Origin of the sequence: Caballeronia catudaia (assembly GCF_001544755.2) — a bacterium.
Taxonomy (GTDB): Bacteria; Pseudomonadota; Gammaproteobacteria; order Burkholderiales; family Burkholderiaceae; genus Caballeronia; species Caballeronia catudaia.
Map to the genome: position 1 here is coordinate 1 of NZ_FCOF02000067.1, position 21,462 is coordinate 21,462.

Annotated in this window: 18 protein-coding genes and 6 pseudogenes; 16 read left to right on the plus strand and 8 right to left on the minus strand. The window is 58.2% G+C overall.

From position 1 onward, the window contains the following. The first annotated feature begins 220 nt into the window (after positions 1-220). The 4 genes and pseudogenes from AWB75_RS37855 (at position 221) to AWB75_RS33805 (ending at position 3,529) form a co-directional block, all read left to right on the plus strand. Positions 221-514 carry a hypothetical protein gene (locus tag AWB75_RS37855; protein WP_159462834.1) on the plus strand — a complete coding sequence of 98 codons (294 nt, stop codon included), beginning with the start codon at positions 221-223 and terminating at the stop codon, positions 512-514. Positions 515-657: 143 nt separating this feature from the next. Further along, a complete protein-coding gene (locus AWB75_RS33795) occupies positions 658-2,442 on the plus strand; it encodes a recombinase family protein (protein ID WP_143746612.1) in 1,785 nt (594 codons plus the stop codon). Continuing rightward, positions 2,354-2,995 (plus strand): group II intron maturase-specific domain-containing protein, encoded by a 642-nt coding sequence (locus AWB75_RS33800; protein WP_235012378.1) that lies wholly within the window; start codon positions 2,354-2,356, stop codon positions 2,993-2,995. The genes AWB75_RS33795 and AWB75_RS33800 overlap by 89 nt, the downstream gene beginning before the upstream one ends. A 271-nt stretch (positions 2,996-3,266) precedes the next feature. Next, positions 3,267-3,529 (plus strand): annotated as a pseudogene (locus AWB75_RS33805) (IS4 family transposase). A gap of 143 nt (positions 3,530-3,672) precedes the next feature. Here the strand turns inward: AWB75_RS33805 and AWB75_RS33810 are convergent. Further along, positions 3,673-3,825, minus strand: coding sequence for a hypothetical protein (locus tag AWB75_RS33810; protein WP_235012380.1), 153 nt, complete (start codon positions 3,823-3,825; stop codon positions 3,673-3,675). Positions 3,826-4,010: 185 nt separating this feature from the next. Between AWB75_RS33810 and AWB75_RS33815 the strand changes: the two genes are divergently transcribed. Further along, the gene (locus AWB75_RS33815) at positions 4,011-4,220 is read left to right on the plus strand and encodes a hypothetical protein (RefSeq protein WP_143746614.1); all 210 of its coding nucleotides are present in this window, start codon (positions 4,011-4,013) and stop codon (positions 4,218-4,220) included. A 185-nt stretch (positions 4,221-4,405) separates the two neighbouring features. Further along, complete coding sequence (locus tag AWB75_RS37860) at positions 4,406-4,606, plus strand: hypothetical protein (RefSeq protein WP_159462835.1); 201 nt, start codon at positions 4,406-4,408, stop codon at positions 4,604-4,606. On the opposite strand, the pseudogene AWB75_RS39605 reads toward AWB75_RS37860, so the two are convergent. Beyond that, positions 4,563-4,908, minus strand: a pseudogene (locus AWB75_RS39605) (tyrosine-type recombinase/integrase); the annotation flags it as partial. The gene AWB75_RS37860 and the pseudogene AWB75_RS39605 sit on opposite strands and share 44 nt — an antisense overlap. Positions 4,909-5,042: 134 nt before the next feature. Between AWB75_RS39605 and AWB75_RS33825 the strand changes: the two are divergent. The 7 genes and pseudogenes from AWB75_RS33825 to AWB75_RS37865 form a co-directional block, all read left to right on the plus strand. After that, positions 5,043-6,257, plus strand: coding sequence for a Fic family protein (locus tag AWB75_RS33825; RefSeq protein WP_087087146.1), 1,215 nt, complete (start codon positions 5,043-5,045; stop codon positions 6,255-6,257). A gap of 201 nt (positions 6,258-6,458) precedes the next feature. After that, a pseudogene (locus AWB75_RS39610) lies at positions 6,459-6,614 on the plus strand (MFS transporter); the annotation flags it as partial. Between the two features lie 43 nt (positions 6,615-6,657). Beyond that, positions 6,658-7,584 (plus strand): MFS transporter, encoded by a 927-nt coding sequence (locus tag AWB75_RS33830; protein ID WP_061128330.1) that lies wholly within the window; start codon positions 6,658-6,660, stop codon positions 7,582-7,584. A gap of 52 nt (positions 7,585-7,636) precedes the next feature. Next, on the plus strand, positions 7,637-8,572 hold the full coding sequence (locus AWB75_RS33835; protein ID WP_235012382.1) for an NADP-dependent oxidoreductase: 936 nt from the start codon (positions 7,637-7,639) through the stop codon (positions 8,570-8,572). 69 nt (positions 8,573-8,641) lie between these two features. Further along, complete coding sequence (locus AWB75_RS33840; RefSeq protein WP_061128332.1) at positions 8,642-9,802, plus strand: NAD-dependent formate dehydrogenase; 1,161 nt, start codon at positions 8,642-8,644, stop codon at positions 9,800-9,802. 86 nt (positions 9,803-9,888) lie between these two features. Beyond that, positions 9,889-10,901 (plus strand): annotated as a pseudogene (locus AWB75_RS33845) (NAD(P)H-quinone oxidoreductase). A gap of 92 nt (positions 10,902-10,993) precedes the next feature. Next, a pseudogene (locus AWB75_RS37865) lies at positions 10,994-11,107 on the plus strand (transposase); the annotation flags it as partial. A gap of 990 nt (positions 11,108-12,097) precedes the next feature. Here AWB75_RS37865 and AWB75_RS33850 read toward each other — a convergent pair. Next, a complete protein-coding gene (locus AWB75_RS33850; RefSeq protein ID WP_096031712.1) occupies positions 12,098-13,558 on the minus strand; it encodes an IS5 family transposase in 1,461 nt (486 codons plus the stop codon). Positions 13,559-14,678: 1,120 nt separating this feature from the next. On the opposite strand from AWB75_RS33850, the gene AWB75_RS33860 reads away from it, so the two are divergent. After that, on the plus strand, positions 14,679-15,002 hold the full coding sequence (locus AWB75_RS33860; RefSeq protein ID WP_200823076.1) for a DUF6566 family protein: 324 nt from the start codon (positions 14,679-14,681) through the stop codon (positions 15,000-15,002). Between the two features lie 206 nt (positions 15,003-15,208). Here the strand turns inward: AWB75_RS33860 and AWB75_RS33865 are convergent, their stop codons facing one another. Continuing rightward, complete coding sequence (locus AWB75_RS33865; RefSeq protein ID WP_061128335.1) at positions 15,209-15,586, minus strand: TraR/DksA family transcriptional regulator; 378 nt, start codon at positions 15,584-15,586, stop codon at positions 15,209-15,211. 304 nt (positions 15,587-15,890) lie between these two features. After that, a pseudogene (locus tag AWB75_RS33870) lies at positions 15,891-16,690 on the minus strand (FAD-dependent oxidoreductase); the annotation flags it as partial. Positions 16,691-17,568: 878 nt separating this feature from the next. On the opposite strand from AWB75_RS33870, the gene AWB75_RS33875 reads away from it, so the two are divergent. Further along, positions 17,569-18,225 carry a DUF1345 domain-containing protein gene (locus tag AWB75_RS33875; RefSeq protein ID WP_061128342.1) on the plus strand — a complete coding sequence of 219 codons (657 nt, stop codon included), beginning with the start codon at positions 17,569-17,571 and terminating at the stop codon, positions 18,223-18,225. A 90-nt stretch (positions 18,226-18,315) separates the two neighbouring features. On the opposite strand, the gene AWB75_RS33880 is transcribed toward AWB75_RS33875, so the two are convergent. After that, entirely contained in the window at positions 18,316-18,747 is a 432-nt protein-coding gene (locus AWB75_RS33880) for a TOBE domain-containing protein (protein WP_061128337.1), read from the minus strand. A 257-nt stretch (positions 18,748-19,004) separates the two neighbouring features. Continuing rightward, a complete protein-coding gene (locus AWB75_RS33885; RefSeq protein ID WP_061128338.1) occupies positions 19,005-19,916 on the minus strand; it encodes a LysR family transcriptional regulator in 912 nt (303 codons plus the stop codon). A gap of 546 nt (positions 19,917-20,462) precedes the next feature. Here AWB75_RS33885 and AWB75_RS33890 point away from each other — a divergent pair. After that, complete coding sequence (locus AWB75_RS33890) at positions 20,463-20,717, plus strand: hypothetical protein (RefSeq protein WP_061128339.1); 255 nt, start codon at positions 20,463-20,465, stop codon at positions 20,715-20,717. Positions 20,718-20,744: 27 nt separating this feature from the next. Here AWB75_RS33890 and AWB75_RS33895 read toward each other — a convergent pair whose 3' ends face one another. Next, positions 20,745-21,263 (minus strand): hypothetical protein, encoded by a 519-nt coding sequence (locus AWB75_RS33895; RefSeq protein ID WP_061128340.1) that lies wholly within the window; start codon positions 21,261-21,263, stop codon positions 20,745-20,747. Between the last annotated feature and the right edge of the window lie 199 nt (positions 21,264-21,462).

Genomic DNA, 21,462 nt, shown 5'->3' on the forward strand with positions numbered 1-21,462 from the left:
TGGCTCAAGGCGCCTGTGCAAATGCCGGACGGGACCGTAGTGAAACCGGACAAGGGCACCCCGCAGGGTGGTGTCGTCACGCCATGGACGCAAAAGATAACTTTGAGTTTGAGCGGCAGATTCCGCTGTGCCGGTCCGATTCAGTCCTTGATTTGCGTCACAAGAAGTAATATAAAAATGTCATATGTCGCGCTCAACTCTTTCCGTAAGGGCTCAGCGGTTGAATGCTGCCTTTCATCTGCTTGCCAATGGTTGCAGCCTCAACGAGGCAGCCGAAGCCATGGCCGAGCAGCACACGATTTCGCGGCGCCAGGCCTACCGTTATTTGCAAGAGGCGCAGCATATGTCGTCTCCGGTAGCCGTGGCCGAGCCTACCATTCCGATCACGCTCAAGGTCCCTGCAGACGTTGCGCTCACGCTGCGCGCATATGCCCAGGCCAATGATTTAACGATAGACGAAACGCTCACGCGTGCCGTCCACGCTTTGCTAGGGAAGGCAGGTGGGCGTGGCTAATCGCCGCCCGCGCAGCCATCACGTTGATTTGGAATATGCGTTTGACCGCCTTCTGGCGAAGAAGCTGGAGCAGGTCTATGACATCCTGGTGCCGGATCGTGTGCGTCGGACCGGCGAGCAAGCTGGACTCAATGGAGAGGCAGATGAAGGTTGCCGCGATCTACGCCCGGGTATCGTCCGATCAGCAGAAGGAGGAGAAGACCATCGCCAGTCAGACGGCCGCGCTGGTGGAGTTTGCCCGAAGCGAAGGCTACAGCGTGCCGGATGAGTGGATCTTCCAGGACGAAGGCTACAGCGGCGCAAGCTTGGTGAGGCCGGGACTGGAGCGGGTGCGCGACCTGGCGGCGGCCGGCGAGATTCAGGCGGTGCTGGCACTCGCCCCCGATCGCCTGAGTCGCAAATATGCCTACCAGGTGCTGCTCATCGAGGAATTGGCTCGCCACGGTGTGGCGATGATATTCATTAAGGCGCCGCACTCCGATACGCCGGAAGATCAATTGCTGTTGCAGTTCCAGGGGATGATCGCTGAGTACGAAAGGGCCCAGATCCTCGAGCGCTCGCGACGAGGCAAGCGGCACCGCGCGAAGCAAGGCGAGGTCAGCGTGTTGAGTGGCGCGCCCTATGGTTACCGCTATGAACGCAAAAGCGAGGAGCAGCCGGCGAGCTACGCGGTGATCGACGCCGAGGCAGAGGTGGTCCGCCACATCTACGAGCTATATACGGTTGCTGGGCTGAGCATCGGCGCGGTTACGCACCGGTTGAACGAGCTGGGCGTTCCTACCAGGAAGGGCGCGGCACGCTGGGAGCGCTCTACTGTCTGGACAATCCTTCGCAATCCTGCATATCGTGGCACGGCCTGCTTCGGCAAGACCCAACAGGCCGCGCGGGAGCGTACCAACAACCGGACGTTGCGCCAGCGCGGCAGCCTACCCAGCCGCAACAGCGCCAATCACGAACTGCCGCGTGATCAATGGATCGAGATTCCGGTTCCGGCGTTGGTCGATCCGGACACGTTCGCCCTGGCGCAGGAGCGTCTGGAAAGCAACAAGAAGCATGCTTCGCGCCGGACGCTCGAACCCAGCATTCTTCAGGGTCTCGTGCACTGCCCCCAGTGCGGCTATGCCCTGTACCGGACCTCGACACGCAGTAGCGCGCGCAAGATCTTCTACTATCGTTGCCTGGGCTCTGACGCCTGGCGCTACGATGGTTACGCCAAATGTGCGCAGCGCCCCATCCGCATGGATCTGCTGGAGCAAATCGTGTGGTCCGAAATTGTGCGCCTGCTGGAGGATCCCGCGCTCATCCAGACCGAACTGAACCGGCGCCTTGAGACAGCGCGCAATTCAAGTCCGGCCAAGCGACAGCAGGACCGGGTCACGCAGGATCTGGCGCAGGCGCAGAAACGTATGGACCGATTGCTCACCGCGTACCAGGAGGACCTGCTTTCTCTGAACGAGCTGCGGCGGCGCATGCCAGCGCTTCGGCAACGCGAGCAGAGTCTTCAGGACGAGCTGCGCGCGCTCAGTGCCCAGTTGGTCGACCAGGCAGCTTACCTACGCCTGGCGGAAACGCTAACGGCGTTCCTCGGGCGTTTGCGTGGCAGTGCCGCCACCCTCGATGTTCTGGACCGTCAGCGCATCACAAGACTGCTCGTCAAGGAGGTGGTGGTTGCCGATGACCGCATCACCATTCGCCATTCGATTCCCACCGCTACGCGACCGCCCGGAGGAAATGGAGGAGGCCCCTCTCGCCTGCCTGGATCTCCGCACGGCGCTCACACCGACCAAAGTTATCTTTTGCGTCCATGGCGTGCTCAGCCCGCTCGCCGCGAACATCTACTTGAACGAGATCGACTGGATGTTCGACGAGATTCGCCGCAAGACGGCGCAGGGACCTTACGAGGCAGTGAACTATCACCGGTTTGCTGACGATATCGTCATCACCGTCAGCGGCCACCACACGAAACGCGGCTGGGCAGAACGCGCCCTGCTTCGTCTGCGGGAACAACTCGTGCCACTTGGCGTCGAGTTGAACACGGAGAAAACCACGGTGGTGGACACGCTGCACGGGGACGCCTTTGGGTTCCTGGGGTTCGACCTGCGTCGCGTGCGCAAACAAGCGGGGAACGGATACTTCATTCTGACGACCCCCAAGAAGAAGGCCCGTCAAGCCATCAAGGCGAAGATTCGCGACATCATCAGGCACGGAGGCTCGACTCCGGCCGTGAAGCTGATCGCGAAGCTCAACGCCGCGGTAGCGGGTTGGGTCAACTACTTTCGGGTCGGCAACGCCAGTCGCGCCTTCAGTGAGGTGCGCGACTATCTGGAGATGAAGGTTCGAACTCTGCTGACGCGGCGCAAGCGACGCCAGAAGCGGAGTGTCGGGTGGCGGCGATGGAGTAACGAGTACCTCTACGGCGTCCTGGGCTTGTACTGGGACTGGAAAACGCGTCCGCTGTCGGGCGCGGAGGAGTTCGCGTGAAAGTGGCCGTCGCACCGACAGGACCCATAACCCTTGCGATGAATCTTACTGGGTGAGCTGCTTGAGGGAAAACCTCACGATCAGTTCTTATGGGGAGGGGCTGGAAACGGGCCGGGTTCACCGCGTACCGCGCCAGTTCCTTACCCGACAACTATTCTTTCATGTGCTCAAGAACGGCTGTCGGGTCGAGGCGTTGCAACTCGCATCGATGGCACGGCTTGAGCGTGCCTTGGCGCTGTTCATGGTGGTGGCATGGCGCATCGCTCGGTTGATGCGACTGGGTCGAACTTGCCCCGACCTGGATGCAGGACTGCTGTTCGAGCACGATGAATGGCGAGCGGCATTCATTCTCAACAAGAAACGCCGAAGAGCTCACCGCGTCTGAATGAGGTCGTGCGCTTGGTCGCCATGCTTGGCGGCTTCCTGGCGCGCAAAGGCGACGGCGAACCTGGAGTCAAGACTATCTGGCAAGGCCTGCAGCGAGTGACAGATTTCGCCGCCGGCCTCAGATACGCCCGAGAACTGGGCGACTGACTTATGTGTAATCAAATGCCCAAAACCCGCGGAAAGTCCCTCGAAAGCATATCCCACTAGGTTTGAATCCGAACTGAATGACGGCGAGCGGCTAGTCGGCCGCATCGTCAACGTGGGCCTAAGATAGGAGCCGGGCGGTCGGGTCAGCCGCCCAGCTCCTGAAAGGCATGGCCGTTCGCATCGAGTTCCTTGAGTATCTCGGGCGACAGCTCGCTTTGCCAGATATGCCCGGAAAATTGCCACTGTTTGGCTTCCGCTGCTGCGAAAATCTGGCAGGCCTGCGCCCTTGCGGACATAAAGCCCCAGCGTATGTTTCTGGAGGTTGATGTAGAAGTTGAATTCCGCTTGCTGCTGTTGCATGGCGACCTCCGAATACCCTATTAATAAACAGACGTTGCCAGCATAGGCTTCGTCACGGGCGAAGACAAATTTTCCTAGTGAAGCCTATAGGCACGCGATGTTTCAGGGACCTCATGTTCGATTGGAAGTGCTTCGCGAACTCGGGATCCCTTATCTGAACTTCGTTTTTCAGGGCACGGCCATGAGCATCCAGCAACGCGACCCCGATGATGGCGGCGCTGACCATGAGGTCGGCCATGAGGGCCGTCAGCCACACGACAGGCAGTTGCTCTGGTTCATTGCACTATGGCTCATCGGGGTGACGTCCACCGCGCTACTCGTGCTTCCTTGAGCTTCCCCCGAAATTTCGACTTCCAGCGGGTCGTGTGTAAGCTCGATCTGAAGGAAGGAAAAGCACAATGTTCAAGGTACCAAACCAAGCCTATACGAATTGGTAAGGAGCCTCGCAGCCGGTGGTCGGTGGCACTCCGTGCCACCATTGCTGCACTCCCGCCACCGTCCGTCACGGAGGACATCATGAACGCGATTACCCGAGTCGACATTGACCTCGCCAAGAACGTTATGCAGATTCACGCGGTCGACCAGGCCGGTCGCGTGGTGCTCCGCAAAACCATTTCCCGCGAGAAGTTCCTTACTCGAGAGTGCCGAGTTCTTGCGCCTTTCTCACTCACGCGCGCACCGAGGCCGCTGGCTTGTGTGGCACGATCTGCCCGGTGACGAGCCAGTCGAGTACATGGCGGATCGCCGTCAACCGCTGCTGACGGTTGGCGCTGAGCGCGTCTGAGTTTGCAACTCAATCCGTCGGCCATGTGCAGAGGCTGCACCGCGGTGATCGACGCGACGCCCGCCTGCGTGCAATGCGCGAGGAAATTTCCGGCCCCACGCGCATGCGCGCGGCGCGTGTGTGAATTGCGGATCGCCAACGCGAAGAATTCCCGAAAGCGCACACCGGCGCGCTCGCCGGCCGAGAGGGCCAGCGCCGGTATTGGCACGCCAGCTGGGGCGACAAGGCGGGTAATCAACCACTGCTCAACCCCTTGATCCTGTGTGCGAGAAAGGCCTTGTCATCGTCAGCCCTTCTTAAGTAAAATTATATGCCAAATATTTTACTAACGTTTGCCGCTGGTTAAGCGGCTTTAACTAGCGAAGCCCAATGCGATCCGACGACACCGCCCCGGCCGCCGAACCGGAGAACCGCAGAATCGGCCGGTATGCCACAACTGTGGCCTTCAACGAGACGGTGAACGCCTACATCCCACCGCCACTGCCACCGGAACCTGCGCTGGAACTCACCCCGCACCTGATTCAGCGACTGAGCGAGGCGGATCGGGCAATCGGTCGCTTAGACGGTGTAGCGATGCTGCTGCCGGACAAGGCCCTGTTTCTCTACATGTATGTGCGCAAGGAAGCGGTCCTGTCGTCGCAGATCGAAGGGACGCAATCGACGCTCGATGAACTGCTGCAATACGAGAACGCCGCGCTGACGGGAAAACCTCTCGACGATATCACCGAGGTATCCAACTACGTCGATGCGATGATGTATGGCCTTGACGTCTTACGTGATCCGCAAGGGCTGCCGCTGTGTCTGCGCTTGCTGCGCGACATGCATGCGCGCCTCCTGCAAAAAGGCCGAGGTGAAGGCAAAAACCCCGGCGAGTTCCGCCGCTCGCAAAACTGGCTCGGCGGGTCCCGGCCTGGGAACGCCCATTACGTGCCGCCGCCGGTCCATGAGATGCAGATGTGCCTGAGCGATTTCGAACGCTTCTTGCATGACGACTCCGCACTGATTCCGCCGCTTGTTAAGGCCGGATTTCTGCACGTGCAATTCGAATCGATTCATCCGTTTCTGGATGGCAATGGTCGCCTCGGCCGCCTACTGATCGCCTTGTTCCTTGTGGAAAATAAGGTCCTCCAAGAGCCGCTGCTGTATCTGAGCCTTTACTTGAAGACCCATCGCGAGCAGTACTACCGCCTCCTCCAAGATGTTCGGTTGCGCGGACACTGGGAAGCATGGACAGAGTTCTTCCTTACCGGCGTCGCCGAGACCGCCAACAACGCCCATGAAAGTGCGATGCGCATCGTGGCCCTGTTCCAGGCGGATCGGGAACGCATTTCGGCGAGCGGCGAACAGACCAACTCGATGCTGCGGCTTCACGGGTTGATGCAGACCCACCCGTTCCTCAACGCCGCGCAAGCCCAACAGAAGACGGGACTCAGCGCGCCGACCGTGAACAAAACGTTCGAAGCATTGGAAAGTCTTGGGATCGTGAACGAAATCACCGGGAGGCAACGCGGGCGCGTGTTTGCCTATAGCGAGTTCCTACGAATTCTGGACAGCGGCACGGAGGTGCAAGCCCCGCAAAGGTAATGCTGGGCGGCGTCAGGATTGGACATAACGCTGTCGTGTCGTCGTCTAGCTGCTATTTGTTTGGGATGCTTATGAAAATTGGCTTTTTCGGTCGCCGGCGGCTCTGCCTCACTCAGCAACTCGGCTGCGAGCTTGCGTGCCTCGGCGCGAAGTTCGTCGGGCAGCGGAGACGCCCTTTGGCTGCGAATGAAGCGTTGCCTGATGGCTGCGGCCGCGACGCCGTCGCCGCTGTATCCTGTTTACCAGGGGCGATGGCATTTCTCGTCCTTCACCTTGACGCTGATATTCGCCGTGTATGTGATCGCCCTGTTGGCGATCATGCTGACCGCGGGTTCGCTCGCCGACCACGTGGGGCGCCGTCCCGTGCTGATCAGCGGCCTGCTGTTGCAATTCGCTTTCCATGCTGCTGTTTGCACACTCATCGAACGTGCCCGAGTTGCTGCTTGCGCGCGTGGTGCCGGGCGTGGCCACCGGCGCATGCACTGGCGCCGTCACCGCCTTGATTGTGGACATGCAGCCCAACCCTAAAATCGGTGCGTGGGTGGCGGGTGGGTCGTCTCCGTTTGGGTTGGCGATTGGTGCGGTACTCGCGGGTGTCCTGATCCAGCGCGCACCATCGCCACTGACACTTGTCTACTGGGTGTTGCTGGTCAGTTATGTTTTTCTGATGGGGGCGATGCCGTTCGTCCCCGAGCAGCCGCTCAAACGCCCGGGTGCCTCAATCTGGCAGGCAGTGCGTCCGCGTTTCGGCGTACCTCAAATTGTTCGCCCCGCGTTCGTCGGTATCATCCCCGCACTGTTCGCGGAATGGGCTCCATGTGGCCTGTACCTGTCTCTGGGCTCGTCAATGATCGCTCACCTGCTCGGCGCGCACGACCACATGGTAATCGGTCTGGTCCTGGCAAGCTTCTTTGTGCCAGCACCCATTGCGACGGTGCTATCCGGGCATCTGACTCAGGACGCGCGGATGGTGCTTGGAATCGGCGCGCTCGCGGTCGGCGTGACGCTCACCCTGGTCGCCGCTCGCGTACATTCGCTCGCACGCTATGCGATCGCCTCAATCACCGCCGGTAGCGGTTTCGGGATCACCTTCGCCTCCACCATCGCCGCGATACCCTCGGCGGCGCCCGTCGGAGACCGCTCCCAAACGTTCGCGATGACCTTTGCCATGGCTTACATCGCGTTCAGCGCACCGGCCGTACTCGTCGGCATCGCCGCGCAGATATGGACACTGAAGTCGACGTTCTTCGTGTACGGTATTCTTGAAATACTCGTCATAGCGGCGGCCACCGTAGCGGCGCGGGCGTCCACTCGTCGAAGGGCGTGACGGTCGCACTACCCTTGCCTGGACGTGTGTCGCTTTTCTGAGGAGACTGCCCGTGCCAAAGACCAAAATGATGCGGTTCAACCGGTTCGGAGACAAGGACGTTCTCTACGTCGAGGAGCTTGTAGTTTCGCAACCGGATGCGGGACAGGTTCTGGTACAGGTACATGCTGCCAGCATCAACCCGGTGGACTACAAGATCCGATCTGGCCTGTATCCCGCGGTAAAGGAAGATCGCCTGCCTTATACGCCAGGTCGTGACGTTTCCGGCGTGGTCGTCGCGTGCGGCGCGCAGGCTACCAGGTTCTCGGTCGGTGATGCGGTCTTCGGCATCGTTGACATTCACGGCGGCGGATACTCGCAACAGATCGCAATTGCCCAGGCGGCGCTTGCGGCGAAACCCATTGCACTTGATCACGTTCATGCAGCGGCCATCCCACTCGCCGGGCAGACTGCATGGCAGGGCCTGTTCCGCTACGGACGGCTGCAGGCAGGGCAGTCGGTTTTGATTCACGGCGGTTCCGGGGGCGTGGGGCATTTCGCGATCCAGTTTGCGAAAGCGAAGGATGCGCGGGTACTGACTACGGTATCCACAGCAAATATCGGGTTTGCGGGGCGACTGGGTGCGGACGTCGTGATCGATTACCAGACGGAACGGTTCGAAGACCTTGCCAGGGACGTGGACCTGGTATTCGACCTCATAGGCAGTGATACGCGCGAGCGATCCTGGGGTTTGCTGAGGAAGGGCGGCGTATTGGTCACAACCCGAGATGCGCCTTCACAGGACACCGCGGAGAAGATCGGCGTGCGCGCACTACGTTTCACCGTAGAAGCTGATGGAGCCGAACTGGCCGGGATCGCCGATCTCGTGAATACCGGCAAGGCTAAAGCCCATGTGGAGAGGACATTCGACCTCGATGCGGCTGCCGAAGCGTTGGCGCTGGTGGAACAGGGGCATGCTGTCGGGAAGATCGTTTTAGCGGTCGTCTGAACGAGCGTCTACCCGTTCGCGATGCATTGCGGGCGCGGTACCCACTTCAAATCCTGGGAGTTGAACGCGATGGCTAAGATCCTGTGTGTCCTTTATCCAGACCCCGTCAGCGGCTATCCGCCCAGCTACGTGCGCGATGACATTCCCGTCATCACCCGGTATGCGGACGGACAGACCGCCCCGACACCACAGCAGCCGCTTGGCTTCAAACCGGGTGAGCTCATCGGCTGCGTCTCGGGCGCACTCGGACTGCAGGATTACATGGAGAAGAAAGGGCACGAGTTCATCGTGACGAGCGACAAGGATGGCCCTGACTCTGAGTTCGAGAAACAGCTTCACGATACCGAGGTAGTGATCTCGCAGCCGTTCTGGCCGGCATACCTGAGTGCCGAGAGAATTGCGAAAGCGCCGAAGCTGAAGCTGGTCGTGACCGCGGGCGTAGGTTCGGATCATGTCGATCTCGACGCGGCCGCCAAGGCTGGGATCACCGTCGCCGAAGTCACCAATTCCAACAGCGTCAGCGTCGCCGAACACGTGGTGATGATCACGTTGGCGCAGTTGCGCAATTACCTGCCATCGCATCCATATTTCGAACAGGGCGGCTGGAATATCGCGGATTGCGTGTGGCGCAGCTATGACATTCAGGGTATGAAATTCGGCACGATCGGCGCGGGCCGGATCGGTCTGGCGGTGCTGCGCCGCCTGCATCCGTTCGAGATGGACCTGCATTACACGCAGCGACATCGCCTGGATGCAACCACTGAGCAGGCGCTGGGCCTCACCTTTCACGCGGACTCGGGCTCGCTCGTGAGCCAGATGGACATCGCCAACTTGCAGGTGCCGCTTTATCCGGCCACACGGAAGCTGATTGACGCAAGAATGATTGCAAGCATGAAGCGCGGTGCCTACTTGATCAATTGCGCGCGCGCCGAGCTTGTTGATCGCGACGCCGTTGTCGAGGCTGTCACGGCTGGTCACCTCGCGGGCTACGCCGGCGATGTCTGGTTTCCGCAACCCGCGCCGGCCGGCCACCCCTGGCGCACGATGCCCTTCAACGGCATGACGCCGCATATCTCCGGTACCTCGCTCTCGGCGCAGGGCCGCTATGCGGCGGGGACGCTCGAGATACTGCAGGACTTCTTCAATGGCCGGCCGACCCGACCCGCGTACCTCATCGTTGCCGGCGGCAACCTCGCCGGCACCGGCGAGAAATCCTACGAGTTGCGCTGATCCGGTCTGCATTACACATGCGCGGTTCTTTGGCGCCAAAATCGGGAGAACTAATGACTACCCCCCGCTTCCATATACCCCACGAGATGTCCGTGATCGAAATTGTCCACCCGGGCGGCCCGGAGGTGCTTGTGCCGACGACGCGCCCAGTCCCCCGTGCAGGTGCCGACGAAGTACTGATTCGTGTCGATGCCGCCGGCGTGAATGGTCCCGATGTGCTTCAGCGCAAGGGACTCTACAAACCGCCGCCGGGCGCATCCGATATTCCTGGACTCGAGGTATCCGGGGGGATCGTCGAAGTCGGTTCAGACGTGCGTCGATTCAAAGCTGGAGACCGGGTTTGCGCACTGCTGACCGGTGGTGGCTACGCCGAGTACGCAGTCGCCAACCAGGCCGTCACGATGCACGTGCCAGCGGGCCTGGACATGATCGAGGCAGCGGCCATGCCGGAAACGTTCATGACCGTGTGGCTCAACCTCGTCCAGCGCGGAAACTACAGGCCGGCGAGTCCGTACTCATCCATGGAGGCGCGTCCGGCATTGGCACGGCCGCAACCATGATTGCGAAAGCTATGGGTGCATCGAACATCATGACAACCGTCTCCACCAAGATGCAGCATGAGGCGAGCCTTCGGCTCGGCGCGAACCACACGATCAACTACCGCTCGGAAGACTTCGTCGCGAAAGTAGCGGGGTTTACCCAAGGCAAGGGCGTTGACGTCATCCTTGACATCGTTGGGAGCGATTACGTCGGGCGGAATTTCACCGCGGCGGCACTGGACGGCCGCATCCTACAGGTGAGTGCGCTGGAAGGGCCGGCGAAGGACCTCAACCTGTGGCCGATGATGACCAAGCGACTCGCGCACCTCGGATCGACGCTGCGCTCGCGTCCGAACGCGGAAAAATCCGCCATCATCTCCGAACTCGAACGACATGTGTGGCCGCTCATCGAAGCGGGCACGATCAAGCCCCAAATCTACCGGACCTTTCCCCTCACACAGGCGCGACAGGCCCACGAGGTTCTCGAGGCAGGTGGCCATATTGGAAAGCTTGTCCTTACCACCGCTGCGGCGGCCGAGGATCGCTCGGCGTCCCCTTAACGCTGTCCTGATGACCTTGACTCAGGAAATAGTTCCGTTCAAAAATCGAGAGCTTTGCACGATGTATCCGGAGCGAACAAGAAGTCCATGCCATGAAGACGGGCAAGCGTGCGGAAGAGCAGATCGCATTTGCGCTGAAACAGGCCGAGCCGGGGACGAGGGTCGAGGAGATCTGTCACGCGTCCGGGGTCAGTGAGCCCATGTATAAAACGGGCTACAAAATGACGTTCGCAGTTTTCGCCAGTATATGACGCTCTCGCCGAAGTCGAACTCGTGCAGGTGCCGACCTCACAGCCCTTGGCCCGCGCGTCTTACCTAGAATAACCGGTATCGCCGACCATCCATCAACAGCGTCGGTGCAGGCAGGAAACGCTGTTCAACTCGTCGCCTTTGAGCCGGCTTCATCCAGCACCTCGACGATGCGATCGCTTATAGCGAACGAGGGTGTCGCGTGGCGGCTTGCGTTTGATGCAACGGGGACCGGTCGAAGGCATTCCAGTCGGACACCAAAAACCTCCAGGCGGAATTCAAGGTCATCGCGATCAACGATCCTCTGTATCGGTCAATGGTTACAAGAAAGCTCCGAAGGCGAAGTTCGAGCAGGGAGGTTGCAGAATGACGTGCCACCTCCGTTTTTCTCTTGTCGCTACCGGGCGCGCGTTCATTTCATTCCCGTGGATCCGCTGCTTCACCAAATTTTTTGTCACCTCCGGAACGGCACGGCCGTCAGGGGTTAAACTCAGCAATCATGATGCAGCGCTCGCACCCATTGGCGCACCCTGGATGTGCGTTCATCTCCGGCACAGTCATAAAGATCCACGACCACTGGGGCCCGTATGCGCAGCAGTTCCCGTCATATCGCATCGAGAGAGTTCGCGTCGTATGTTTGGCGAGCTGGGTCACTGCGCGCGCCATTTCAATCGGGATCGGGGTATAGATTGATGTGTCTCCTCCGACGCCTCCGCGGACCGTCTAAAACTTGATTAATACTCCTTGAGTTTCACGGATCCGTGACCTTTAATAGTTCAGCGCGAGCTAATGCCGCGCGAGATTTAGTCCTATCCAAGGAAGGCTTAGGTAACCCGTCGTAAAAAATGAATTCGTCATGTATTTTCCGCTCTCTCGTCGCGCATTCGGTTGAAATGAAAAGAACCGCGAACCTCGGATAGCCCTTTAATTAGTCGGCCCTGCAATATTCACCAAGCCCCGGACCGCGCGGGTAAACTTTTGGCGCATCCACGCAGGAGTTTCTGGTCCAGAAATTGAACCCACAGCGTCAGCAGCAATGGACATAAGAAAGTGGCCCTCAGACCCAGCCGTCCCATTGCCCGCAACAGCCATCGCAGGTTGTATCCGGCGGCACAGAGCACCGTATGCAAGGCGTCGCCCAATTGACCTTGCAACCAGCAACGATCCATCCGATGGTCCGACTTGAGGTGGCCGATCGCCGGATCCACCGCCTGGCGACGTTTGAGCCATCGTCGTTGTTGCTTGCTCAGCGACTTGTACTTGCCGCGATGTATGATCTGGACCTCCGGGTTGTCGTGATCAACGCCTCGGAACCCGAGGTCGACGACGACCTGTTTTGGGATTTTGCCGGCATCCCCGAGCAGAATCCGAGTCTGCTCCAGTTGCGCTGAGAGAATGTGTCCGTCGTAAGGATTGCCGGGGAAACTGCGGGCGCCGACCATCAGTCCGCTCCGGTGGGTCACGGCGATGCTGGCCTTGACCCCGAACTCATAGAGCTTCCTGGCTTTACCTTTGCCGATGCACTCGACTTCCGGGGCATGCAGCGCATAGAGCTTATCCTTGTCTTTCGGTTGTTGCGTCCGGATGCGCTCGGCGCGTTCGAGCAAGGTGTTCAGATGGGCGATCGTGGTGGGAGACTCGCTGCTCGCAGTTGCCAGCTTGCGTTTCACTTCACGCAGAACGACGCCAAGAATCGTACGTTGCCGCTTGACAGCACGGCGCAGGCGTCTGAATTGTTTGGCATGAGCATAGCCGCCCGCCTTGCGGCGCAGCTCCTTGCCTTCCTTGACAAAGGTCTGCTTCAAGCTGATTCCGACGCGCTTTGCAGCCTGCACGACTTTGGCGCGGGCGATCTCCAGCAGACGGCTATCAACTGGGTGAGCGATGGCTTTCTCTTGGACCGTGGTATCGACTATGATCCGCTCGAATTCCGTCGGGCGCACCGCCTTGGTTTTTATCGCCGTGTCTAGGGTGGCCTTGAGAAGCTCTTCGACGCCGGCTTCGCCAATGGCTGTACGAAATCGACCAATCTGGGTTGCATCACACGGAAGTCGCGGCGTGTAGTATTCCTGACCGCTAAAATATTGCCACACGACATTCTCAGACCACCGCACCACCAATTCCTCATCGCTCAGATTGAAGGCGTGCTTGAGGTAGAGCAAGGCGGCCATCAGGCGAATCGGCAATCGAGGCCGCCCCGCTGTACTGACTCCTGCACCGGCAATTTCCAGCGTGGTGCCGAACAGATCGCCGCCGCACACCGCCTTACCTTGCCGATCCATGCGGGCAAACGTAGGCGCCAACGCACCTTCGATCTGCGCCCACGGTATCCGACCCGCCAACACCGCCAACGGATGCCGAAGGTCAATCATCTGGTCCAGTCGGGCTCGGAAAAAGTCGTCAGTCATCGCGTTTCTCTGGCTCGATTTCTCTCAGGTTCATGCAGTCGTTATTTTAATTTCTGGGAGTTCTCGATGGTGACAAATATCGCCATCCTCTACTCCCACAAGAGAGCCGGCGGTTTTGCAGGGCCGACTAATTATGCAAAACGTATTTTGGTGCGTCGAAGACGGAGGACGGTAATGCGCTGATGGATGCGTGTTTGAAACCAGTGTCGTTTTGATCGCGTGGGAACATAAAATTCTACCTATCTCTCATCGGAACGTTGCACAATGCCCCGAAGGTGCCGGCGGTTAGTCAGAGCATAGGTCGACATGACCTGGGGGCTCGAACGGGTGCGGATTGGATGGTCGTTCTCGCAATTCCGCAATTGTTACTCTCTGGCGATTCATTCGAAGCAGTCGACTAATCGAATAGGGACGTAATCAATTAGTCGTTGAAAACTTATTGTTAGATGGAGATCGAAGATGGGAAATACGAGCGTTGACGAGGTCCGGGCTCTGCAGAGGGAGTGTGCGGACGCTTATGCAGCCGCGAGGGTGGCATACGAGTCGGCAAAAACACGAGCGGAGCTCGACACGGTAGCTCTCAATCAGCGAGACGCTTACTCGCTCTACCAGACTTCCGCTGCCGCGCTCGATGCTCTGATCGAGTCATAAGACGGGTCTATTAAGCCTAAACAGCGCGCCGCGCAGCGATCCCATCAGAGCGCGAGCGCGTCATAACGTTGCGTGGTCCGCCGAAGGCACATTGTTTCTGCCGCCACGCGTGGTCGTTCAGGATCTGCCTGACCAACCCGGACCTTCCAGCGAGGAATGGAAGCGAAAAGCTAGTTCTTAGATTACTTCCAGGTCGCGTTCTGCACACGAAAGTTAATCTATGCGCGCACCGGTAATAAGTATCGGCGAATACGATCGCATGACGTAAGCCAGACTGCTACATTAATGCACATTAATGGGCAAGTTTGGAACGTCGCAACATCGTTCCCCTAAGTGACCGTGCCTGGCACTTCTCAGCAATTTGCCCTGCTACTGATCCTGTTGAACTCAAAACTCGATATCAAAGCGAGATCTTCGTCGCCCGAAAAAAACGCCGAGCGTCGCCATCAACAACTGCAAGGAGGACACTATGCGGGTCGGAATGGATGCTTTCATGGGCTTCAATTTTGTCGTCGAAGTCCATCAGAACGAACGGGGCGCTTGGTTTGCCAAGATCGAGTTCAGCCGAGACGGCCGACCTCTTGTTGACGTGTTTCCTCGGACGACTCAGCCTGAATGGCTTACTGACGAGGAGGCGATACGAGATGGGATCGAATGGGCGCGCCGAACCTTGATGCAACAGAGCGGTCGGCCGTCACATTCCTGGGTAGCATCGCGCGCGCGTGCCTACGTGTGGGCGCGATCCGAAGTCGATCGCCACCCGGATGGAACAACATTCCATAATGGCTTGTGACGACCGTGGCTGTTGGTCTCGCGCTCTCGGTGAGCGCGATATGTTCGGAATCATCTAACCCGATCAACTAACATTGATCTAAGCAGAGTATTCAATACTGATCTAAAGCGAACGTCAACCGGCTGAGCTGACGCCTACCCGAATGGTTTGTAAGGCACCAGGTCGATCAGGACATCAGATCTTCAAGATGGTGTTGTCTCGGTCTCCTATCTCTCGACCTCGCGCTTTTCCTGTTCCGCAACCGTGAAGATTGCCTCAGGCATCACCTCGAGGCGGGCCTTCGGAATAGGCGCTCCGCTGGCATCCGAAAATCCATAAGTGCCTTCGTCAATTTTCTGCAGCGCTCGCTGAATATCATTGATTCGTTGGTCATTGACATTGCGCAGGGCTTGATTGGAGACGTATTGTTCTCGACGCTGCGCATCGTCTTCAGGCTCCTCGGCTTCAAAACCATGTTCTTCCTGAGATTGCCGTTCGGTTGCGATCGTGTTTTCCTCATTGCCAAGTACTTCCTGCTGCAACTGCTCAAGCCGCACTCGTTGCTTCGCGATGAAGTCCGCGCTGAGGCCGTCGTCTTTGCTCATCACAAGACCCTCCTAAAATAGGAATTCAGTGTATGGAACTGGCGAAGGTTCATACAGAGACGAAGCGGTCGAGAGCGAGCCTCGAAAGGCTGCTGCAACGAGCTTCCATTTCTGCAACCATCATAGGCCGAATCGGGGTCGCGTCGAGCGTCGCTCCGCTTGACGATCTGCGATATTTACTATCGGGCAGATGTCGTGTCGGAGTTCAAAGTGTTCCGGGCCTCGAATTCGACACCATCACCGGGTTCGGCCGCCTCGCGAGCACGCTCCAGCTGAACATGCGACGACGGAATCGATGGTGTCATCATTCCGGTGTCTCTTTCTCGAAGGCAACTTCCGCCCGCAAACTATCCAACTCGCGTCCGACGTTTGCCACGGCGAGCCGCTTGTTACCTCGTCAGAAGATGACAGTGCAGTCGTACTTGACCGGATCGCCATCGACGTCGACGCGGTCCCAATGCTCCGCATGGCCGACGTAATGGATGACGGTGTTGTATTGCTGGCTCCAGAAGAACGGCACCGCAGGAAAGCGTTCCCCTCCCCAGAATATTTCGCGCAGCAACGACGCCTTGTCGCTCTGCGACCACCCAATGTTCCACACGGATGTTGTCGCCCGTCCTGGGATCCGGCCAGCGTGCAATATCGCCGGCGGCATAGACGTCTGCCACGTTGGTCGGAAGAAACCCGTCGACCACTACACCGTGGTCGGTCGCGATTCCGGCTTCCTCCGACAGAGACGTTCGGGTGAGCACCAACGCCCACGACAACCACATTGGCTGGCAGCACCTCACCTGTCGGCAGCGTCACACGACTGTGGCGCCGAGGTGGAAAACGACCCCATGCGATTCATGAAGGACCTTGATCCAGACCGCCGGCTGCCGTCCGCCAGAGTGACGCTCCTTTCTGCGACGTTGACACTGACAACATGGGTGTCGCAGCGAAGCTCGATCTGATGATCCGCATAATACGCGGGCCTGTTCAAAGGAAGCCAGGCAGCTTTGGCGGCTCCCGAAAGATAATCCTTCGACAGGCTCGCCGGTCATAGGGAGAGTAATGATCTGCGCTCAGCACGACGATGGGACCTTCATAGCCCTCCCGCCGCAACGTGAGAGCCGCTGTCGTGCCGGCTGCGCCACCTCATATAATCACGACCCTGCCCGTAAGGCTTGTGGGAGGCAATCTCGGCGGTCGTGGCGCCAGCATTTCGTCACCCACGACTGCTCGACCGTCACAACGCCCCTTCAAATGGACTTTCCGGGGCTATCCATTGCAAATGGGCACATCGTAATCGAGAGACAGACATGCCAGCCATACCGACCAAACATTACGCGACTGAACTTCAGCGTCAAGCTCGGTAAGGCGCGCCACAACCGTCGGTTCTTCATTCGCCCGCAATCGTTATAGTCCCGCCTTTCGCAGCCACACCGGCCTCATCTACACTACGGCACCAGGACGGTTCTTCACGGAAGGAATTTAAGTGCAACTGGATCGCCTACAACCCCTTCCGACCCGCATGAACGATTTAGGCATCAACCTCGAGGGCGTCACATCGTTACGCCATAAAGATTACATCGAGATCGCTTCACAGTGAAGACTGGCCTGGTGATGCGATACAGGCCCGGATCTAAGGGCAATACTAAGTATCGCCGACCTTGAAGACGTCTCGTGCTCGAAAATGCCAAGATTCTCACCGATTCGATTCGGCGTATGCCGCTTATTATAATGTACTTATTGAAGTACGGATCGCTCGGGGCATTGTTGCAGACGAAGATCACACGGGCGAACTCCGCCGAACTAACGTCACGAGGTCAATGATCATGCTACTCTTGGCGCAGAGGCGGAAACGCATTGAAGCGTGCTGACCAAGTAAGATCGCGCGGATGGATAACTGGGGCGCTTGGCTTCTGATTTCAATAAGCTTGCGGGCGCTCGAGCCAGTCGACCGGGAACATGGATTGGGAATCCACGTCGATGCTACGTTCATGAACATTTATCCCCAAGCCCTTCGAAATCGCCCTCATATGACAGCGGCCATTTCGCTCGGATTCGTGATCGCGCTATCTTCGCCGCCATCTCTGGGAACGCTAACTCGCGTGTTGATCGGTTGGGATACGGGCGTATGGACCTTTCTCGCCACCATCTGGGTTCAGATGCTGACTTCAACGCGGGACGACGTTCGCCTGCGAGCGACGATCAATGACGAAAACGCCGTGACGGTCTTGACAGTGGTGTGCGCGGCGACCGTCGCCAGCGTCGTAGCAATCGTTCTGGAACTCGGATCCACCAAAGGTCTTGCTCTCGAGTCGAAGATAATGCGATCCGGGTTGACAGGGCTCACCATTTTTGGGGCTTGGTTCCTGATCCCCACCATCTTTACGCAACATTACGCGCGCATCTACTATGCCTCGGACCTCGATTCGCCTGCATTGGACTTTCCGGATGGAAACCTGCAACCGGACTACCTCGATCTGCTTTATTTCTCGTTCACCATTGCCCTCGCGTCGCAAACGGCCGACATTGGACTGCGAGGACGCAGTGCTAGACGAACGGTCCTGGCTCAGTCAATCCTAGCGTTCTATTTCAACGTTACTGTACTCGGCTTGTGCGTGAATATCGCGGCGAGCATGGTGGGGAGTTGAACAGCGGCGGTAGCAGGTGCGCTTGCTTATGAAGAAGCCGCAAATGAAGGCTGAAGCCTGGCGGTCTATCGTAACCAGATGATGCGTTCGTTAAGGCTCTTCAACGCCGATGATGACGCTCGTTGCCTTGAAGACTGCCGTAGCCGGTTTTCCCGGAGAGAGTCCAAGCCGATCGACGCCATCGTTCGTTATAAAAGACACCACTTGGGCGCCGCCGGGCGCGGCGACACAAACCTCCGCATTCGACGGACCTCTCTCAACAAAGGCGACTTTCCCGGCTACACAGTTTCTTGCTGAGACTTTGCTGTTATCGAAATCGACCAGAACGATCACAGACGTCGCCCGAACAAGCGCGAACGCTTCAGCATTTCGTGACAAGCCGAGCGAACGGACCGTGCCGCTGGTCAGTAGCGCGTGTATATCGATGCCGCCTGGCGTGCGCAAGATAACCTCATCGCCGGCCATTCCGTGATTGATTTCCGCGATATGACCGACGAAATGATTACGCGCGCTGGTTCTCATAAGGACCTCTGGCGACAATACGGGGAGGTGTGGTGCCGGATACGCACATCAAGTTTAGTACTGGCGCCCGGATACGCAAGCAGGAGCGAATAGCGTCAGTAGCAGGAAAGGTTAATTCGAGACCGAGAAATCTCCGGCAGTACCGCAGCGCCTGATTTTTCGAGGCGCTCCGGGAAGCGATGACCGCTCCATGCATTAGTCGATACTCTGTATCGGATTTTTGAAGGGTGACTGTCGGGCTTGTATCTGGTTGTGGCTCAGCTTTGCGTGTTTCCGCTGAGGAAGTTGGGCACGGAGTTCCTCAAAATTGACACGATCGTCCGGACTCGTTGCTGGATAGGGCGCTGTGCGTGAACAATCAGGTTCAGGTCGAGCGCGGGAATTTGGAAATCAGGCAGCAATTCAGCGAACTGTCCCGATTCAAGCGCTTCCGCACAGGCATACTCCTCAAGCACACCAATGCCCATTCCCATCCAAATCATCTCGTAGGCGGGGCGCCAGTGACTCGTGGTGACCTCACATCGAACGGGCACGCTTTCGACGACGCCGGCCTGGCTAATCAGCGCGATTCGGTCGGTGGAAAGTGCGTCGTTGACGCCTATAAACGCATGCGCCGCCAGGTCAGATGGCGTAACAACGGGTTTGGACTCGTCCAGGTAGGCGCGTGACGCGACGAGGCGCCGTTTGACCGTGCCAAGGGGATAGGCGATGAATGCGCCTTCACCGAGGTTACCGATTCGGAACGAGATATCGACACCTTCCGCCACGAGGTCAACTACCTTGTCGCTCAAGGTCAGGTTCAGGCACATTGGCGGAAAATTGGTGCGAAGGTATTGGATGAGGTGCGGCAACACGATTTCGCCGAAGCAATGCGGAGCAGCAATGCGTGTCGTGCCGTTTGTCAACTGCCGGTCCCCGGATATCTCAGAGATCGCTTCCGATGCGGCCTGCAGAATCGTTTTACTTCGTTCATAGAAGATCTGTCCTTCGGGCGTGCATTTGAAGGCGCGTGCGCTTCGCACAAGAAGGCGACATCCAAGAAACTTTTCGAGCCTCTCGATTCGCTCGCTTACGGTGGACTGCCCGATTCCGAGATCACGGGCCGCGTCCGATAAGCTGGCACGTTCAACCACACGGACATAGATACGCATACTTTCAATCAGGTTCACCTGAACGGCCCTCCGATCAGTTGAGGTCGATAGCGGTTCAAAATCGACTGACAATGATCGCAGCGCGGCACGTGCAGCCTGCGTCCCAGAATCGATTCAATTTGCCTGATGCTCACCTTGATCTCGGTCGTCGGTAAGGAACTTCGCGTGAGCCGCTTTCGATGAGCAGGGATAGATCCATGTTGATCCGGGCTTAGGCCACAAACGTCGGAGACGTCGTAGAGTAGGAGTCCAGAACTGCCCGGGTTCGGACCGTCGTCTTTTCTGATTGAGGATTGCGCGGTGAGCAAGCCAAGACTCCTTCGAGAGGGTACGCATGCAACCGTGCCTCACCGGCGACCGTTCGCGCGAAAAGCGAGATCATACTGGCGATGTCGGAACGAAATTTCCGATATTTACTATCGGACTATTACGATTTAGAATTTTTAGACCCGCCGCAAATCGTCCAAGCTTTACGCGTAATATGGAAATGTTTTGTGTCGCGGTCACGGCTTACACGACGCGATTCTTTGAAGAAGGTGTGAGTGGTACGCGAGGGAGACTACGATGCCACGGAAGCTGATTGTTATATTCTTTGTAGACCTGGATCATGCAAAGAAAGCGTTCGGAGAGCTAGACTCCCTCGAGAAGCGAGGTACCGGATTCACCATCGACAGCGCGGTTTTAATACAGAAAGAACCCACGGGCAGGATCGAGGTATTAACGAAAGAGACGGAGTCACTGCGAGGTGCATTCATCGGTGCGGCAAGTGGTGCTTTGGTAGGCGCGCTTGGCGGGCCGGCGCCCTTGATCAAAAAGTAGCCTGATCTCGAACACTCGAAGTACAATCTAAGCACTACGCAGCACCTCCCTCCTGGCCTGTTCGACTTCTCCGAAACGGGCGTTCGACTTCCCCGAAATACGCACCTTATCGACCGGTTCGCGCCATAGCACTGCGGCGGTGCGTTCGGCATAGCCGTTGAGAAGATCAGGCGTCGTTTCCGTCGCTTCAGCAATTAGCCCCGTCTTTCCGGTGGGAATAAAGTGGCTAAAATTTGTCATCGCGCCCTCGACCTCTGCGTTGCGGCCGATATCCCACCCGGAGCTCACCAACCAACCACCGATGAAGCCGAGAAGCATCCCCAAGGGGCCGCCCAAAACACCGATGAGCGTGCCCAGCGCGACGCCGCCCAGCGATCCAAGCCCCAATTGCTTGTCCTGCCCATCTCGAATGCTGAATGTTCCATCATCGTTGCGACTGATGACCGCCAGGGCGACGATGGAAGCTTCCGATTTCAGCTCGCTATACGCCTGATAGGTCTTGCTCGGTTCGTCCCACACCAACAAAACCACGTTGTTGTCGCTCATGGATGTTCTCCATCATCGGTCAGGGCATCGAGTAATTGGCTTCGGGCGGGAGCGAGTCGAGCAAGTCGACCCGCATCCGTGCTTTCCACGTTGAAAGACGACGACATCGGTTCTCATGCTACGTAGTCACACCTGCAAAATTCGGTTTTCTTCGCGCACGCCTCCGGGCGCTCGATCAGGTGCTCTTGTACTTTCTGAA